Annotated in this window: 14 protein-coding genes; 6 read left to right on the top strand and 8 right to left on the bottom strand. The window is 63.1% G+C overall.

Annotation, left to right across the window (positions count from 1 at the left end):
* Positions 1-56 precede the first annotated feature (56 nt).
* From HK436_RS28815 to HK436_RS28805, 3 genes are all read right to left on the bottom strand, one after another.
* The gene (locus tag HK436_RS28815; protein WP_173195013.1) at positions 57-311 is read right to left on the bottom strand and encodes a hypothetical protein; all 255 of its coding nucleotides are present in this window, start codon (positions 309-311) and stop codon (positions 57-59) included.
* Positions 312-922: 611 nt separating this feature from the next.
* Positions 923-1,642, bottom strand: a complete 720-nt coding sequence (locus HK436_RS28810; protein ID WP_173195012.1) for an RES family NAD+ phosphorylase — start codon at positions 1,640-1,642, stop codon at positions 923-925.
* Entirely contained in the window at positions 1,623-2,015 is a 393-nt protein-coding gene (locus HK436_RS28805) for an antitoxin Xre/MbcA/ParS toxin-binding domain-containing protein (protein WP_312860794.1), read from the bottom strand. The genes HK436_RS28810 and HK436_RS28805 overlap by 20 nt, the downstream gene beginning before the upstream one ends.
* 130 nt (positions 2,016-2,145) lie before the next feature.
* Between HK436_RS28805 and HK436_RS28800 the strand changes: the two genes are divergently transcribed.
* From HK436_RS28800 to HK436_RS28775, 6 genes are all read left to right on the top strand, one after another.
* Entirely contained in the window at positions 2,146-2,853 is a 708-nt protein-coding gene (locus HK436_RS28800) for a multiubiquitin domain-containing protein (protein ID WP_173195011.1), read from the top strand.
* Positions 2,846-3,283 carry a putative metal-binding protein gene (locus HK436_RS28795; RefSeq protein WP_173195010.1) on the top strand — a complete coding sequence of 146 codons (438 nt, stop codon included), beginning with the start codon at positions 2,846-2,848 and terminating at the stop codon, positions 3,281-3,283. Before HK436_RS28800 ends, HK436_RS28795 begins: the two co-directional genes overlap by 8 nt.
* Positions 3,284-3,309: 26 nt before the next feature.
* Positions 3,310-3,726 (top strand): hypothetical protein, encoded by a 417-nt coding sequence (locus HK436_RS28790; protein ID WP_312860793.1) that lies wholly within the window; start codon positions 3,310-3,312, stop codon positions 3,724-3,726.
* Positions 3,726-5,084 carry a ThiF family adenylyltransferase gene (locus tag HK436_RS28785; protein WP_173195009.1) on the top strand — a complete coding sequence of 453 codons (1,359 nt, stop codon included), beginning with the start codon at positions 3,726-3,728 and terminating at the stop codon, positions 5,082-5,084. The genes HK436_RS28790 and HK436_RS28785 overlap by 1 nt, the downstream gene beginning before the upstream one ends.
* Positions 5,085-5,302: 218 nt before the next feature.
* A complete protein-coding gene (locus HK436_RS28780) occupies positions 5,303-5,899 on the top strand; it encodes a PIN domain-containing protein (protein ID WP_173195008.1) in 597 nt (198 codons plus the stop codon).
* 116 nt (positions 5,900-6,015) lie between these two features.
* Positions 6,016-6,351 carry a hypothetical protein gene (locus tag HK436_RS28775; protein WP_173195007.1) on the top strand — a complete coding sequence of 112 codons (336 nt, stop codon included), beginning with the start codon at positions 6,016-6,018 and terminating at the stop codon, positions 6,349-6,351.
* A 29-nt stretch (positions 6,352-6,380) separates the two neighbouring features.
* On the opposite strand, the gene HK436_RS28770 is transcribed toward HK436_RS28775, so the two are convergent.
* The 5 genes from HK436_RS28770 to HK436_RS32065 are packed head-to-tail and all read right to left on the bottom strand — an operon-like array spanning position 6,381 to position 13,175.
* Positions 6,381-6,941, bottom strand: a complete 561-nt coding sequence (locus HK436_RS28770) for a phospholipase D-like domain-containing protein (protein WP_173195006.1) — start codon at positions 6,939-6,941, stop codon at positions 6,381-6,383.
* A complete protein-coding gene (locus HK436_RS28765) occupies positions 6,938-9,166 on the bottom strand; it encodes an MrfA Zn-binding domain-containing protein (protein ID WP_244649516.1) in 2,229 nt (742 codons plus the stop codon). The genes HK436_RS28770 and HK436_RS28765 overlap by 4 nt, the downstream gene beginning before the upstream one ends.
* Positions 9,153-9,428 carry a hypothetical protein gene (locus HK436_RS32075; RefSeq protein WP_244649515.1) on the bottom strand — a complete coding sequence of 92 codons (276 nt, stop codon included), beginning with the start codon at positions 9,426-9,428 and terminating at the stop codon, positions 9,153-9,155. The genes HK436_RS28765 and HK436_RS32075 overlap by 14 nt, the downstream gene beginning before the upstream one ends.
* Positions 9,400-11,811 (bottom strand): DEAD/DEAH box helicase family protein, encoded by a 2,412-nt coding sequence (locus HK436_RS32070; RefSeq protein ID WP_244649514.1) that lies wholly within the window; start codon positions 11,809-11,811, stop codon positions 9,400-9,402. The genes HK436_RS32075 and HK436_RS32070 overlap by 29 nt, the downstream gene beginning before the upstream one ends.
* Before the next feature lie 32 nt (positions 11,812-11,843).
* Positions 11,844-13,175, bottom strand: coding sequence for a hypothetical protein (locus tag HK436_RS32065; RefSeq protein WP_244649513.1), 1,332 nt, complete (start codon positions 13,173-13,175; stop codon positions 11,844-11,846).
* Between the last annotated feature and the right edge of the window lie 252 nt (positions 13,176-13,427).

The following is a 13,427-nucleotide window of genomic DNA, read 5'->3' as shown; positions in this document are numbered from 1 at the left end:
TTCGACAACCGCGGCGAGAGCCGTGATGAGCGGCCGCCAAAGCGGGTCGATCGAAATCAGCCGGTGGAAATGGAGATCGCCAACCGTGGCGCGGGCGCGTCCCGTGCCCGCGGTCGCTCGGTCGCGAAGATCGGGGGCAGCAGCGTGCCCATTGGCATGTGGCTGCGCAGGTAGGCCTCGATGCGCCCCAGATCGCTCAGACGGGCGCTCGCAAACCGCGGGTCGTCGAACCGAATATCCGCAGCCCATATCCGCGCCAGGCTGGCAAGCACAGCACGCGCCATGCCCGGCCGCGTCTTGACCGATTCCAACTCCTCAAAGCCGAGCTCGGAGAGCGCCCGAGCAACGATTGGAACAAGAGTGGCGTGGTCTGCGGGTCGAGTAAAGCCACCCGCGAGGCGTGCTGCCAACAGGGGAGTGTCGCGACATCGCGGCCGTGGTCTCCCGCACGCGCCGCCGCGGCGCGCTGCATGCGAAACGCCAGGGTGCCTTCGACGATGACGGTGTGACGCTTGATGGCCAAGATCTTCTCGTTGTCCCGACCTCTGTTCAATGGGGCATCGCGGGCAGCACGGCCCGACGCTGCGCCCAATTGTCGAGCACGACGAATTCGTGGAAGTCGCAACCGGGATGCCGACAAACGACACTCGGCTGGACTTGTCCCGCTTCACTGATGGAATGTCCCTTGAGCGTCAGCCGGTGGCCACGCGGACAGGTCAGCTCGGCTTTGAAGATGTGCTCGGTGGAGGGGTGACAGGCGTTCCAATGGCCCGGAGGTGCTGAACCGATTCCCCGCCAATGGGCCACGCGAATCCGCGGCCGAGGCACGTAAGGTTGATTGGGCGCGGGCCGTGGACTGGATGGTCGGCGCGGCCAGAACGCGCGCCACAGGGATTTTGCCCAGCCGAGGACGATTTCGATTCTACGCAGCAAGAACCTCTTCCTTTCCTGCCAGGCTCTCGGGGCGTAGCACAGTTCCCTCCTCGTCGAAGGCATAGAGCCTGTCGATACGAACGCCGTTCCATTCGAAGCGATAGTGCGTTGTCTGAATCGATCGGGCGAGCACCTGGCCCTTGAGGACGGCAATCGCGGTTGCCGTGGGACGCTCGGCCGGCCGAAACAGAATGCCGTCGACATCGGGCGGAACCGCTTCGCCCAATGACCAGCGTTGCTCTTGCGGCAGCTCGGCCGACACCTGGCGCAGGTCGATGAACTTGCCATCGACGGGAGTCTTCAACATCCTCATGTCGAGACCAGTGGCAGCTTCCTTTGTGCGAGACAGGAAGCGCGACCGTCGCGCGACCGAGATTGCCAGCGCCGTCTGGGGCGTGTCGGCGAGCTCGAGGCATGATCGCTCGGGGGCAAAGAACGTTGTGCCCTCGGGATTTTCATAGGTGAATGGAGCGAGGTTCCAGTTCTGCAGCATGGCGGAATCGAGCTTGGGCGCCTCGCGCCGCGCCATCAGGCGATCCTGCAGGCGCAGGCGAGGATTGGTCTTGTTCTCGACTTCCACCAACGCTTCGACCTGATCGGGCGCGACGAGGTCGCGATAAACCGACACCGGCGGGAAACGCGAAGGGATCAGCCGGTATCCAGCGTCGGTGTAGCGCACGATCGGGTAGTCATCCACCGCGCTGGGCATCGAGGTACCGCCGAACCGCATAGATATCGATCACCTTTCCTCCGAGCATGACGTCCAGCGCGCTGTCTCCGTTGAAGAAGTCATTTGGGGCGTGCATCCACGCGTCGCTCGCCTGGTCAGAAGTGAAGAGAATTTGCAGCGCCTTCCAGATCGACAGCAAGTGAGAGAGGCGCTCGACAGTGTCGGGGGACGGCTCCTCCCTCTTTTTCCACTTAAAGAATGTTGAGCGCGGCGGGGACCCCAAGAGGGTGATCTGTTGGTCGGTGGAGAGGTTCCATCGCTCTGCCATCCGAAAGAAGGCCTGCAATTCAACAGGAATCCGCGTTTGCCCAGCGCCCGCTAGGGCACCGGGAGAGCTTTCTCCCATAGCCATTGTGCTCCGATCTCATTTTGGACTTGACGGCAAAATTAGTCCACCCATAGACTGTCCATAGTGGGACTCGAATCGAAGTTTAGTCCAAGGGCGGACGGCGTCAAGAGTCCTGAGCATGGAGATTTGACCGATGAGCGCTACTGCCGAACTGGCCCGTTCCGAGGCCTATTTCTTGAACGACGCGCCCGTGACGTCCCGCGACAGGATCGTGACGGGCCGGGAGGTTCTGACGCGTGGCGGGTTGAAGCCGCCGTCCGACTTCCGCCTCATTCTCGCTGCCGCGGGCCGGACCCAGCTTGTGGAGCTGGACGCCGAGATCGACCTGCGTGACTACCAGACCCCACGCTTCTACGCTTTGCAGAGCGACCGGGTCTTCTCCTTCACCGTCGATGAGATCGACCAGGTCTGGGGCAATGAGACCATCCCGGTCGACCTTCTGGTCGGCCTCATCGCCATGCGACCGGATCGCGAACTGGTGCTGGAGCGCGCCGGCGAGCCCGACATCGTCCTGTCGAGCGGCGGGACGGTCTCGCTGGCCGGCAAAGCCGTCGAGCACCTGCGCACGCGTCCCAAGGCCCCGCACGAGCTTGTCGAGGTGACGGTGTTCACGACCAGCGGCACCTTCCCGGAAGAAGGTGCGCTGCGCGTGCCCCCGGTTACTGTGGTGAAGCAGGTCCTGGCGCGCGCCGCCGCCAAACTGGACCTGACGGACACGACCGACTGGGTCGTGACCGTCGGAGGGCGCGACATCAATCCCGATCGCAGCTTCACCCAGAACGGCCTGGCCGGCAGGGTCGAGCTCGAGTGGGGCCCGCGCGAGGGTGGCGGCGGTGCTTGAGCAGCTTTCGCGCGCCAAGTTCGAGGGCGACGTCGGCCGCTTGAGCGCCCGGACCGTCGCCCACCGCGCCTGGACGGTCGTCTCCACGGAGTACCCGATCCTCGATATCGTCTTCGGACACACGAAGGCGGAGCCGTTGCGCATTCGCATGCTGTGCGACCAGTGGAATGACCTGCCCCCTTCGATCGAATTGCTGTCGGCGAGCGGGGCGTATCTGAGGTCGGCCCCGCCCAATGTGGGCAGCATCTTCAACGGCAGCGCCCATCCTTCGACTGGCCGACCGTTTGTCTGCATGCGCGGCTCGCGCGAGTTCCACACCCATCCCAGCCATCTGGGGGAACGCTGGGATGGCTATCGCGGCAAGCCGGGGATGGACCTGCTGGGCATCCTCGAACAGCTATGGCGCGGTTGGAAGAGGGCGGTCGGATGAGCCGGATGAAAGTCGGACGAGACGTGGTGGCGGCGACCATCGAGCGACTGCAGGACGGCGGGCGCATCGGCCACGAACGGGCCGTGCTCTGGCTCGGCCGGGGAGCCGGCCGCATCGAGGAACTCTACGAACCGCGACAACGGACGCGGGCCGACCAGTTCTACTTCGACGGCCCGAGCATGCAGCTGCTGTTTGCGCATCTGCGCGGAAAACGCCTGCGCGTGCTCGCCCAGGTTCACTCCCATCCCGGCCGGGCCTTCCACTCCGAAGCTGACGATGATTGGGCGATCATTCGACATGCGGGCGCCCTGTCGCTGGTGCTGCCGCGGTTTGCTCAAGAGGCGACGGTCGACAATTTCTTGGACCTCGCGGCGACCTACGTCCTGTCGACTGGAAACCACTGGGAAGAAGCGTCCGGCGCGACCCTGTTGGAGGTTTGCTGATGACCACTGTCGGTCAGGAAAATGCGCGCATGCTGGCCTCGCTCCTCGGGATCGATGAAGCGGATGCCGCCGAGCGTCTCGACCGGACGGTCCTCGTGACGGCCGCTCCAGGCCTTGCCGCTGCAGCTGGCGAAGTCGAGGATCTGCTTGAGCGCACCATCCATGCGGCGCGCCCGAGTCAGGGTAAGCCGGATCTCGAGCTGGTGCTCGGACCCGCAGAGCCTGCGACGCCCGGACCACATCTATATGCATCGCTGAATCGACGTGGCGTTATCGTCGATGTAGAGCCGCTGCGTCACCTAGATGAAGATGTTCATCCGCTGCTGACGGCGCTCGCCGCATGCCACATTACAGCCGCTGCGCTGCATCAGGTCATCAGCTCATCGAGCCTGCCACGTCTTGGTCTTCCGCTGTCCGTGGACTTTGCCGAGCTTGGCATCCCCGAGGGCAGTCTCAACACGCCCTTCGATATTTCCGGTGCGGTACTGGTCGGCGGCGGTGCCGTTGGGAACGGCTTTCTGCGAGCGCTCCGACATGTGCAGGTTCGCGGCACGTTGCCGATTGTCGACCCGAAGGTCGTTGGGGAGGGCAACCCCAATCGTTGCCTCTATTTCACCAACGATGACGTCAATTTGCCGAAAGCGCCGACCCTGGCACAAGCTGCCCAGGCGGATTTCCCCGAGCTGAAGCTGGTGCCGCATGTATGCACATTCGGTGAGCTCGTTGCCAGGACAGGGCTCGTCGACACCGCGATCGTGACGGTGGACAGCCGCCGGGCGCGACGGTCGTTGCAGAAGGAAATTCCGCGGCGGGTTATCGACGCGTCAACGACCGATGCGCGCGCGGTCATCGTCCACAGCCATAGCCAGCCGACCGATGGAGCCTGCCTCGCCTGCATCTATCGTCACGTTCCCGACGAGCACGCGCGTGAACGGTCCATCGCCGAGGGACTCGGCATCGACATCGAGATGGTTCGGGAAGGATTCATCACGGCCGACGCGGCAGCGCGGATCGCCAAGTCCCATCCTTCGGTTGAGATGGGCGCGATCGTCGGCAAGGCCTACGATACGCTGTTCAAGGAGCTATGCAGCGCGCAAGCGCTGCTCACGCCCGAGGGGCGGCAGGTGTTGGCGCCATTTGCCTTTGTGTCGGCGCTGGCGGGCGTGTTGCTCGTGATCGAGCTCTTGAGGTCCAATCATCGCGCGGCGGTAACCAACTATTGGACGGTCGACCCCTGGCGAGCCCCCATTGGCCGCCTCCGGCGGCTGCGACCGCGGGTGCCGGACTGCGAATTCTGCGCAGATTGCGCAGATGATGACGCTCGCCGTCTGGTTCACTCGCTCTGGAGCGGTGCGTAACGACGCACACGTCGCCAGCTGCGCGGTCACGTTCGGTCTCGTGTCGTTTCGACCCATCGTTAATACAGACCGCATGGCTGGCGCAGTAGGGCGTCCAATCCCATAGACGACTTGGAGTTGCCCGAGGCGACAGGAAGAGGACGACGCCGTGCGTGAATGCATTGTAGGTTGCCGCTCCGGATATCTCTGTTCGCTAATCGGAGCATTGGTAGCTAGCGATGGCAAAACCCGTTCGAAATCCGACTGAGCCGTTGCGAACACGCCACGTGTTCCTCGACACAGAGGTCTATCGTCGGGCCGCGTTCAACATCTCGAACACACCTTTCGCGCTGCTCGCCAAGCAGATCGAGGACGGGCGCGTCGTCCTGCATACAACCGACATCACACTGACCGAAATTCACCGACAGCTAAAGGAAACCGCAGTCGCCATGGCCGCGGAGGCCAAGCGGCTGGTCCGGGATTTTAACCGGATCGCGCAGCTCACTGGTGAGGACAACGTCACAGTCAGGGATGTCGACGGTTCAGCTCTCGGCGAGAAGGCCTGGGCAGGCTTCGTTGACGTGCTGGTCAAACGCTTCCGCAGCCATTCCGTGCTGGCGCTAGAGGTTCCAGCTCGGATCGTGTTCGATCGCTACTTCGACGGCCGCCCGCCATTTGATCATCGCGGCAGTAAGGAATTCCCGGACGCCTTCATCGTCGAGGCGCTCGCCCGCTACTGCAATAGCAATGAGATATCGATGTACGTGGTGAGCGGCGATGCAGCTCTCCGCAAGGCTGCAGGAGAGCACGATACGCTTCTCCCCTGGAGACACTAGAGGATGTCCTGGCCGCCGCGACCGCAGAAGGCGGAGGGGATCTCGAAGCGATAGCCGACGAGATCTTCGCAGCGCCCGGTTTCGATGAACAACTGATTGAAGCTATCGAGAGCGACTTGGATTTGGTGGAATTCGTCTACTACGGCTCCTTGTCCGACGTCTCCGTACTGGGGGCCAAGCTCGATGAAATTGTCAGCGTAGACGGGTACGACGTCGCCGCCATCGATGACACCAAGATCGGACTCATCCTCCACGCAAACTCGATCCTCGCCGCGCGGCTGCGTTATGTCGACGAGGCCGAACTGCGAGATAAGGACGACGACATTACTCCGACCGAACTCGAAACCTGGGTCCACACGCATGCCCGGCTGAAGATCTATGTGTCGATTGACCTACGCACGCTGCGTTTCATGGAGACTGAACTCCTGACTCGCGACGTCATCGTTGAATAGCATCGTCCTTCCAAGCGCGCGCCGCGGTCTCATGGCACGGCAGAGACTGGTCCCGCCATATTGGCGACGGCGTCGACTAGAACCTTGACCGCGTGCACGGCGGGTCCCTCGACCAACATGCCGCATTCGAGATTGGCGGCTTTGGAGCGTCTCAGCAGGTTTGCCGATCCGACATATGCCGCCACCCCATCTGCGAGCACAATCTTGGCGTGAAAGGTTTCCTGCGACAGGTCGCCACCGCCATAGTCGATGATGCGAGTTGCCGCCCTCTTCAGGCGGCGCCCCGCCTCGGCGCAACTGACAAGCTGCGATGCGTCCCGTATGACCAAAACTCGTTCAATGGCTTTCGTCGTTTCGAAAAGTTCGGCGGCCCAGTCGGCCCCGATCCTGTCGACATAAGGGATCATCACGGTAAAACGCTGGCGCGCCAGCGACGCGAGATGGCTGAAGGCATCGGTTGTGGGCGTCAGCGTCACGTAATCGCTGGCGATGTCAGCGGCGAGAGCATCGGCCAGCCGGCTCGGCGCGGGCGGCATCGTCACTACCAGCCGCGCCGTTGCCCGCGGCGAGATCAACACCTCGTTTGTCATTTGGCGACCATCGCCTCAAAGAAGCCCACGAGGTCGGGAGCCGATTTCGGTTCCCATTCCGGACCTTTGCCGCCCTTGAGCACGGCTCGCGATAGCAACAGGTTGGAAGCGATGCAGCTCACCTCCGACACCATGACGCAGGCCGGGCAGGCACCACCTCGTGCATCGCACAGGCTGCCCGATCCGCAACGCAGCGTGCGTGGATCGATCGCGCGGCGGAGGAACTCATCCGCATGGTTGCGCCACATGGCGGAGATATTGCCAAGGTCCGGCGTCATTCCCTTGCGGTAAATCACGAACGCAAGGTCGGCCGGGAAGATGTGCTCGCCGATACCGTCGCGGTCCACGCCGGAGGAGTCGGCAAGCGAGTGCATCATCTGATGCGAGAGTGTATGCAGCAGGAGATAGACATACGCCGGCACCGTACGTGGGTAGCCCCCGGTTCCCTCGCGATCCTTGAATACCTCGAGGAACGGGCCGAAATCCTCGTACCGTTCCAGGTAAGCGCGCCCCAGTCCCTCGTCAGGCACATCGGTGATCTGGTTGGCCTTCAGCCACCGAAGCACCCTCGCTTCGTCGAGCTTGAAATAGAGCGCCTCGTTCTGCTGCTGGGTCACATAGATCGGGCGCTTGGTTCCCTGGACGGGAAGCTGATCGAATGCCTTGAGACGAACGGGCATGTCGATCGCAGTACCCTGATGCTCACGCTTGTAGACCGGCGTCGCCGAAACCCGCGTGTATCCAAAACTGAACTCGCAGATCGGCAAATTCCGCACCAGGACTAAGCGCTCCACGCCCAGATGGTCGAGCAGATTGCCGATGTTCGCCTGATAGCGAGCCTTGCGCTGAGGATCGTTGACAACGTCAGTGAGCGTAATGTCCGGTTCCATGACATCGACCGCCGCGTGCCGCGCCATGGCTTGCTCGATATGCTCACGCACGAACGCATCGTGCTGGATGGTGAGCCGGATTGGGTCGTAGCGCCGTGTCCATTCTCCGCGCTGGCTGATCGCCCTGAGCACCGCTTCGCTTCCCAGTCTGCCGCGCTCGACGATGCCCTCAGAGAACCAGCCCTCACGCAACTCATAAGCGCTATCGCGGTATGAACGGGCGCGCTCCGGCCGGTTACTCTCATCGGCGCGACGCGCCATGTCGAGGAAGCTCTGGTAGTCCTCCCAATCGCCGGCGTGTGTGGAATTGGCTTGGACAGCCTGACGAACCTCGTCATCGCTCGGTTCGGAGAAAGGAATGTTGTGAATCGCGGCGAGTTTCGCGACAAGTTCCCCCACCCGTGACGGCGTCATCAGTTCGACGACGGCGCTATCCTCGAACTCGATGAAGCTGGTGCGTTGCGGATAGAAGGTCGAGTTCGCCCGGTATGACACCGGCAACATGTTGACTTCGATCCACTGGAAAGGTCGCCCTCCGGCGTTCTGCTCAGTCTGAAGACGTGCCAGTACATCCGGTTCGGCCTTCTTGAGCACGCGGGTGTCGCCGCACCCTTCGCAGACATATCTCCATTCGGAGAACACCGGAGCCTCGTTGCGCAGCTTGAAGCTGGTCGATCCGCACGTGCACATCCTGATCTGTCGCGTGTCGCCGGTCTGAGGGTCAAAGTTGAAGTTGTAAGGACTCAGAGGCTGAATCTCGCCTGACCAGTGCACGTAAACGACATCGACCTGCGTCCAACGGGCATCGTGGCCATTGCACTTCCTCGGCAGCGGTTGCCTGGCCTGATCCGAAATACTTTCGTATTCACGGGTCGAGCCGCAGATGCCGCAGCGGTAGACGAGCGGATAAGGCACGTAGCCGACGCGGTCCGGCCCGGTCATCTGAAAATCGTTCCGCTCGATACGGACTTCGCCGGTCTTGGAGTCGCGAAAGGGTGCGTCAAGGACGAGCTCAGGCAAGGCATCCGGCACTGCCTTTATCGCTCTGTCACGCCAGTTCGTCGCGAAGTCGCTGAGGTTCTCGAACACCAGATCGATGGTCGTGCGGTTCAACTGCTTGGTGATGTCGTTCGCCAGCGGCACCGAGCGACATATTCCCTTCCCGCCCTCCCAGGTCATGAGTACGCCCGGCGCGTAAGAGCTAGCAATCTGGACCCGCGATCTCGACATCGTGGGTGGCTCGAGCGTATCCGGTTCCCGCTTCGCTCCCCCGAACGCGGCCGGCCTGCGGTTCGAGGTGCGCCAGTCCCCGCCCGCGCCCTTACCGCCGCTCATCGCTGCCTCCATCGGCGTCCATTTCCGAGGCACTCCCGCGCTGCGCCCTGATTGCCCGCATGACCTTTGCTAGATCCTGCCTGTCGACGTCTGTCGATCTCCCTCGCGCCAGCGGATCGCGACCGGCAGCTACGATATACCCGGCTTCATCGACATCCCGCAGCGACGTCATTGGCGGCCGGAAGGCGGGAAGATCCTCCCAGTAATCGCGCAGGCTCGCAGCCGTGCCGCGGCTAGCTATGTCGCGGACGAACGTATCCACCTGCTTTTCCACCAAGGCGCGGTAGAACTCCTCGTAGTGCGGAGCGCCAAGCCTTGAGGCTCCCTTGCCAGCGAATCCCGCTAGCGCGCAGCATGAATCCGCCCAAAGCTTCACAGAGCGCCACGTGATTGCGCCGCGCCATTGTTCCGAGACGGCTGATCTGATCCATGTGGGCGACTTCCGCTTTACGAGCGTCGTTCTGATCTAAGAATTCGTGGGCCTCGCGCAGCATTGCCCAAGTCTGAACGTAGGACGCCATCGCCCGTTTGATGGCATTCTCGGCCCACCGCTCAACCGCCGGCGGCGCAATCATCCTCTCCAGGAAGCGATGAAAGATGTCATGGGTCTCAATCACGTAGCGGTCGCGACGATTCTGAGGCGTGGGCAACAGCATTACGAAACCGACATGGGTGCGGCCCACCCGGCTCGAGGCCTGGATATACTCTGCGATGTCCGACGGTAGGCCAGCGAAGAACATGCTGTTGAAGCGGTCCACGTCGACGCCATGACTGATGGCGGATGTCGCCACGATGTTGCGAAGGGTGGACGTGATATCGGGATAGTCCGCCCCCTGAAACGACGTTTCGGCGACCTCCATCACAGCCTGGATGTCCTTCATGTCGATCCCGCCGGAGATCAGCCGGCTCTCGAAAAAGGCGTGAGCCCTGCCGATGCGTCTGTGTTCGTGCCCAACGGCCGCGCTGAGGGCATCAATTATCTGATCGCCACCCTTTTTGTTGGTGACATAGGCGAGGGCGATACGGTGAAGGTCGACAAGCGCCATGATGTCCGCGACACGACCCTGCGTCACGGCTCGATCTATTGCAGCGCGATGCCAGTCTCCGACCAGTCCGGGCGAAACCGAGCTGCGGATCGCGGCGACCGTGGCACCGCACTTCGCCGGGTCTTGCAGCCCGTCCCAGAGCGCAGTGATGATCCCATGGAAGGCCGCGAGCACTCCGACGGTGGTAACCGTGTGAGTGGCATCGTTGGTCATAAGGGACACGTAGAGCCGCATCCATGGTGCGGTCTGCTCCGGCGCCTGCGCGAACGGGAGGGAGTTGGCGAGGGCGGTTCGCATGGCGTTCGCCGGCGGTGGCGGAGCTGGCTCAGCGAAAAACGAATGGTAGAGGTCTGGTCCCGGATAGGGGAAGCGCAGCGGAACACGCTGGTAGAGTGTCTCCAGCTGGCGCTCAGGAGCCGAAATCGTAGCGGTTGCCGCTATAACTTTCGGCATCCGCGCTGCCCCCCACCCATCGCCCTTCCAGCACCGGGCTACCTGAAGCCCGTCCCCGGCCATATCCGCCACGTCCTCCAGTACGGTCTGGAGGAGCGTGTCGAACAGCCCGCTGAACGTGCCGAGACTCTCCTCGAGCAGATGCGCTTCGTCTTGGATGACCAGCGCAGGGAAGGGGTCGTGGAATACCCGTGCCCCGCTGGCATAGGAGGGAAACACATTCGAGCAATCGTCCTCGGCCGCTTCCCGGCGGAGGTCCTCCTCGCGCCGTGGCGTGTCGAGATTGCCCCATTTGTCTACCCGACGAGCCAGGCCAAACATGCCAAGCACCTTGCTGATCGTCGCCGTGTGCTGGCCAAGCATAGCGAGCTTGTCGACCGTGCCGAGTACGACGGCCGGAGCCCGGGCGTAAATGGCATCGTCGGTTAGCAGGAAAGGCAGTGGATGCCGCCCGCCATGTTCCTTGTTCCAATCGCACCCATCATTGAAGCAGACGATGACAGCCCGCTTGCCCAGGGGTCCTTCGCCCTCGGCGCGCCGGAGGCCGGTTGGCTGTCCGCAGACCGGGCACTCCGGGATCTTGTCATAGGCCTCCCGCGCGTCGAGATATCGGCGACCCTGCGCTCGCATCTCCTCGTCGCCTGTATCGCCGTCAAGCCCGCTATCGTCTGGAAAGTTGGAATCATCGGCCAGGGGGATGTCCGCCCGGAACGCCCGATAGTGGTTCGGGGTATTCTGATTGCCGACCCAGAATCCCATCTCGAAGGGCCACTCCCCGGCATGGTTCCTGCGCCGCACCATCTCCGCCCGCACCATCAGCTTGAGCAGCCGCTGAGCCTGCTGGAGGGTGAGCAGGCGCAGCGGGTAGCGGATCATCGCGGTGATGCCACGGTTCTTGCCGCGCAGGCGGTCAAGGAACATCGCAAAGAGCAGCGTGCCGTAGAATGCCTCCGACTTGCCGCCGCCCGTCGGGAAGTAAAGGAGGCTGACGCCGTCCTCGTCGAGCATCTCATCGTGATATTCGCGCCAATCTGCCATCCGCGAGGCGAACACGGGGATGTGGGATAGGACGAATGCCATCTGAAACAGGCGCCAGCCGCGTTTGGGATCGGACGCGTCGCGAAGCGCGAACGCCTCGTTGGTCATGATCCAGGCACGCCATGGCGCCGCGCGACGCTCTAGTTCGGCACGGCTGCCCCCTCGTGACCCGGGAGCGTGTCGAACGCCTGCTTGGAGGCTATCAACAGCTCCACGCCGCGCTCGATGTATCGTGCTTCTGCCCGCTGGGCTGCGAGGTCTTTTCGCAGCCGGGCGGATTCGATTTCCGCATCGGCGCGGTCGAGCCCTGCTCCTACTGTCGCCTTGAGCCGAACCTCCTGTTCATCGATCCACTTCGCATAGGCGCGCGGCAGTTCGAGGAGCCTCCGCGCGTCGAAGCCCGGATCCTTTAGAACCGCGAACTGAAAGGGCAGATCGATCTGGCGAGCGACGATACGCGGCTGCGTAAAGCGTGGCGCGATCGTGGTGGCGAGCGTCAGTTTGCCGCTTTCTCGGTCAGCGCGAATCCCGCAATTGAGGCCGATCGCCGGATAGTCGAGATGGTCGCGGAACCGATAGGATGGTTCCACACGGTCAAGCCGCAATGGCCTGTGCGCCGCCTGAGGCAACGTCACCGAAAGCCCCGCCCCGAATACGGTGTTGCATCGTCCCTGCGCGTCTCTGGGCGTCAACTCGGCAGACTGGTTGTCGAGCATCACCCGCAACGACAGGCGCCTAGGGTCGAGGAAGTCCGCTTGGCGCTCGACCTTCAGCGCGACCCGCGAAAGGTCCGGCACGACCCGCGCGCGGTCGACTGGACGGGCGGCCAGTGCCGCCATCGCCGCCGTCCACCGCGCTTCGTCCAGTGTATCGTGGGGCTGTATCGTTGCATCGCGCCACGCTTCACTGACGCCATGTCCAGTCACCCAAGCCTCGAGCTGATCGGCGACTGCCTGCGTCAGGCGGCAGTTATAGCCGCTGATGGTCGTGCTCAGCGAGTCCTGATCGGCATCGCTGGCAAAGTCCAGGACCGGCAGGTCAAGCTCGATCCGACGCCATTTGCCTGGCACCGGGGCCGGGTCTACGAGGTTTAACGGGATTGCTCGCCCCTCGCGGATCAAGCGGGCAATTGGTGCCGGCTGCGCCGCGTTGTCCTCAGGGGTGTTTGGATCGGCAATGGCCGCGTCAACGGCCGCCGGCGCGACCTGGGGCTCCGCTTCACCGGACAACAGCTTGATGCCGTGAGCGGCGTAGGCTTTCGTCCGGATCTCGGCGAGGATCTGCGCGCGCTGCGCCCGCACCTTGGAGCGCTTCGCCTCATCCAGGTTTTTCCAGTCCGGCCGGTCAACGCCGGCCGCCTGCAGCGCCGGCACGCGCTGTGCGCGTATTGTGTCGTCGATCTGCTGCTGGGTGCTCTTGCGCAGCTTGAAGTCGAAGTCGAGTTCGCCTCCCCCGCGACGAGGTCCGACCACAACGGGATCACGCGCACGTAGATCGAAAAGCGCGGCGCTACCCGGATCGTTGCGCCGCTGCCGGCGCGCACCACTAGATCAATGCCGACAGACGCGATCCGGATGTCGGAGGTTTCGTCTACGACGCCGCCGACGTCAAAACGGGGCAGTAGCTGGCCCGCGAAAAGGCCACGCCGAGGTGAGCTGCCCAGGATCGCCCGTCCGCGCTCGTCGCTGCCGCTGACACGTCCGACAAGCGCGTTGACCAGAGCA

It is taken from the genome of Neoaquamicrobium sediminum (assembly GCF_013240295.1).
GTDB classification, from domain to species: Bacteria; Pseudomonadota; Alphaproteobacteria; order Rhizobiales; family Rhizobiaceae; genus Aerobium; species Aerobium sediminum.
This window is presented reverse-complemented; position numbering and strand designations above follow the sequence as displayed.

Coding starts and splice junctions, on each gene's coding strand:
- HK436_RS28800 (WP_173195011.1), top strand. CDS start 2,146: ATGAGCGCTACTGCCGAACTGGCCCGTTCCGAGGCCTATTTCTTGAAC.
- HK436_RS28765 (WP_244649516.1), bottom strand. CDS start 9,166: ATGAGCGGCGGTAAGGGCGCGGGCGGGGACTGGCGCACCTCGAACCGC.
- HK436_RS28805 (WP_312860794.1), bottom strand. CDS start 2,015: ATGGCTATGGGAGAAAGCTCTCCCGGTGCCCTAGCGGGCGCTGGGCAA.
- HK436_RS28785 (WP_173195009.1), top strand. CDS start 3,726: ATGACCACTGTCGGTCAGGAAAATGCGCGCATGCTGGCCTCGCTCCTC.
- HK436_RS28810 (WP_173195012.1), bottom strand. CDS start 1,642: ATGCCCAGCGCGGTGGATGACTACCCGATCGTGCGCTACACCGACGCT.
- HK436_RS32070 (WP_244649514.1), bottom strand. CDS start 11,811: ATGACCAACGAGGCGTTCGCGCTTCGCGACGCGTCCGATCCCAAACGC.
- HK436_RS28770 (WP_173195006.1), bottom strand. CDS start 6,941: ATGACAAACGAGGTGTTGATCTCGCCGCGGGCAACGGCGCGGCTGGTA.
- HK436_RS28780 (WP_173195008.1), top strand. CDS start 5,303: ATGGCAAAACCCGTTCGAAATCCGACTGAGCCGTTGCGAACACGCCAC.